The sequence below is a fragment of the Roseovarius sp. D22-M7 genome (assembly GCF_037083785.1).
GTDB lineage: Bacteria > Pseudomonadota > Alphaproteobacteria > Rhodobacterales > Rhodobacteraceae > Roseovarius.
Genome location: NZ_JBAPKY010000135.1, coordinates 1 through 2933 on the forward strand (window position 1 = coordinate 1; position 2933 = coordinate 2933).

Below are 2933 nucleotides of genomic sequence, written 5' to 3' on the forward strand. Positions count from 1 at the left end.
ATGCTGTCGGCCAGCGCGCGAAAATCCATCCGGCCCTTCGTGACAAACGCCACCAGCGCATCTTCGGCGCCCTTGAAGGCCCGCCCGAGCGCCGCGCCGATCTGCTGGCCGGTGGTCATGGCCGATTGGGCGTAACGCGCCAGCACGTCGGACGCCGTTTGCCAGCCCGAGGTCGCTTGCTCAGCGGCGTCTTGGGTGGCGGACCCGGCGGTGCGGGCGGCCCCGGCGCTCTCTTCCAGCGCCGTTGTGACGCCATCGGCGGCGACGGCCGTCTCCTCCAGTGCCGCCGCGCTGTCGCGGCCCACACCTCTGACCATATCCCGCAGCGCCTGCCAGGCGGTCATGGGGCGGCTGGCTGCATCGGACAGCATCCCGGCCGCCTCACTGTAGCCATCGGCGCGGCCTCGGGCGGCCTCCGCAGCATCCCCCAAAATGTCTGGCGTCTCAAGATAGGTCTGCGACATGGCGGTCTCGAAAGCCCGCTTCATGTCGCCCGCCATGCGGTCTGCAGCCCCCGCAAAGGGATTGTCCAAGCTGCCAAGATCGACCGGATCGAGCGTGCCGATCTGCACACCACCCTCTCCCACGGCCCAGTCCGGCAACAGGTTCAGTGCCGCATTGAGGCCACCGATGAAGCGGTTGATGCGGCGGACGACGCCGTTGAGCATGGCCTCCACACCGGCGATGAGCCCGTTCGCGGCGCCGAAGGCGAAATCGCCGATGGTCCCGGGCAGCGCGCCCCAGGTGCTGGTGACCGCGTCGAACGCGCCCTTGAAGGCGCCGACTGTTGTATTGGCCCAGCGTGTGACAGCACCGCTGGCGCCTTGCAGACCGTCATAGATACTGGCCTGCGCCACGGCCCAGCCAGCCTCAACCCGCGCCCAGGCGGCGCCGGCGCGCAGCGCGATCCGGTCCCAGGCCTCCGTCGCCACGTCCTTGAGCAGGCTGAGCGCTTCGCCGATGCCGCCGGTCGCCGCCACGAGGCGGGTGAACTGGTAGATCAGCTCCCCCGCGCCGACGATGAGCGCGCCGATGCCGGTGCGGATCAGCGCCCCGCGCAGGACGACCAGCGCCGTGGCAAGCCCGCGGACCGAGAGCGCGGCGGCGGCAAGCCCGGCGACCCAGCGGCCGGCCAGAAAGGCGGCAAAACTCCCTGCGATACTGGCCAGCCGTCCGAGGTTGGCAAACAGCCCCTGGATGGCCTGGCCCAGCGGGCCGGTGGTGCGCGCCACGGCGGCCATGGCACTGGCGACGGTTTCCAGTGCGGGGGCCGCGGCGACGGCCAGCTGGTTCGAGAGCCCGCGCCAGACCAGGCCGAGGCGCGAGATGGCGTCATTGGTTCGCTCGATCCGGGCGGCGTCCTGCTCGGAGACCACGACGCCGAAATCCCGCACATCCTGCGTTGCCTGGCGCAGTGTCGCGCTGTCGATGCGGCTCATCGCGATGGAGCCTTCCTCGCCGAAGAGCTGGCCCGCGACGGCTGCGCGCTCGGCGGCCGGCACGAAGTCTTCAATGGCGGCGTTGATCGCACCCACCCGCTGGTCCAGCGGCAGGGCGATCAGCTCGGTGGCCGAGAGCCCCAACCGGTCGAGCGCGTCGGCGGCCGGGCCGGTCCCGGCGGCCGCTTGGCTGAGACGGCGCGTCAGATCCTTGGTGGCCTGCTCGATGCCCGACATGGCCACGCCGGCCAGTTCGCCCGCGCGCTCCAGCGTCTGGATCGAGGCGACCGTGGTGCCCAGCGATTGCGCCAGCTTGGCCTGCGCATCGACGGTTTGCAGGCCCGAGCGCACCATGGCCACGCCCGCCGCTGTGGCAGCCGCGACGGCAGCGGCTGATGCCACGCGGACCCTCCGTGCAAAGCCGGCCAGTCGCCGGTTCGCGGCCTCCATCTCCGCGCTGAGCCGCCCGAACCCGCGCTTGCCGGCCTCGCCCACGCCCTCGAGCTCAGCGCGCACCTGTCGCCCGCCCGTCGCCGCGAGGCGGACGCTAACCCGTTTCTCAGCCATGGGAGTGATCCATCTGTTCGTTGAGTTTGGTGACCATCACCGCTTCGATGACGGGCAGCAGTTCGGCCATGGCCAGCGGTGGGACACCGAGGGCTGTCCCGAGAGACAGCGCGGCGGTCATGTCCCAGCCGATCACCGCACCGGGCAGCACGCGCAGCTGGCCACCGAGGCGGTCGACAAGATCCCAGACCTGCCAGCCTTCATGGGTCAGCGGCCGGTTCAGCCGCGCCGGGCAGTCCGGGCAGGCTTGCTCGCGGCCTTCGCAGGGCTGGCAGGCTTGGCAGTATCGCTCGCCCCCGCCGAAGGACCACTCGGCGAGAGCGCGGAGGCGTTTTTTTCCTGCTCCAGCAGCAGGCCATTGGAGACGTAGGTCAGCTGGAAAGCCTCGAAGATAGGCCAGACGTCGAGGAGCGCGTCGATGGCCTCGGGGCTGGGGTCGATGGGATTGCCGTCGGCATCACCGATGCCCTCCCATGTGAGCACAGCCCGCCGCGCCAGCGCCTTGCCGAAAGCCACCGCGCGTTCCTCGTCGGAGGCGTCCTCGGGCACAGCCTCCACAGCCGGATCGCTGCGGGTCGCCACCATCAGCGCGGTGGTCAGCGGGCGCAGCTGCACCCGGACTCCAGGGGCAAGGTCATACCAGCGGGGTGCGTTCGTCAGATCGAGCGTCAGCATCAGTAGTATCCGTTTTGATCAAGGGTTGATTTCGGTCCATTTCCGGTTGTCGCGGATCAGGGCGTTTGCGAGGACGATGAGCTTGCGCATCACCGCCGTGATGGCGACCTTCCAAGGCTTTCCGCCGCCATAGAGTGCGAGATAGGTTTTCCTGAGTGGCGCGTTGTAACGGGTCGCAATGACCGCCGGCATGAACAGCATGGTGCGCAGCCCGCTGCGGCCGCCGAAGATGCGGGCCTTGCCCTTCCAACT

The 2933-nt window shown here is 69.7% G+C and carries 3 protein-coding genes and 1 pseudogene; all 4 read right to left on the reverse strand.

Annotated features, from left to right (window positions below):
- Positions 1-2006, reverse strand: a 2006-nt coding sequence (locus V8324_RS21505) for a phage tail tape measure C-terminal domain-containing protein (RefSeq protein ID WP_336421935.1), incomplete at its 3' end; no start/stop codon positions are given.
- Entirely contained in the window at positions 1999-2157 is a 159-nt protein-coding gene (locus tag V8324_RS21510; RefSeq protein ID WP_336421936.1) for a DUF7697 family protein, read from the reverse strand. The genes V8324_RS21510 and V8324_RS21505, both read right to left, overlap by 8 nt.
- Before the next feature lie 68 nt (positions 2158-2225).
- Positions 2226-2681, reverse strand: coding sequence for a hypothetical protein (locus V8324_RS21515; protein ID WP_336421937.1), 456 nt, complete (start codon positions 2679-2681; stop codon positions 2226-2228).
- A gap of 18 nt (positions 2682-2699) precedes the next feature.
- Positions 2700-2933, reverse strand: a pseudogene (locus V8324_RS21520) (IS110 family transposase); the annotation flags it as partial.

Excerpts from the sequence above, each read along its gene's own strand:
- V8324_RS21515 (WP_336421937.1), bottom strand. The coding sequence starts at position 2,681 with ATGCTGACGCTCGATCTGACGAACGCACCCCGCTGGTATGACCTTGCC.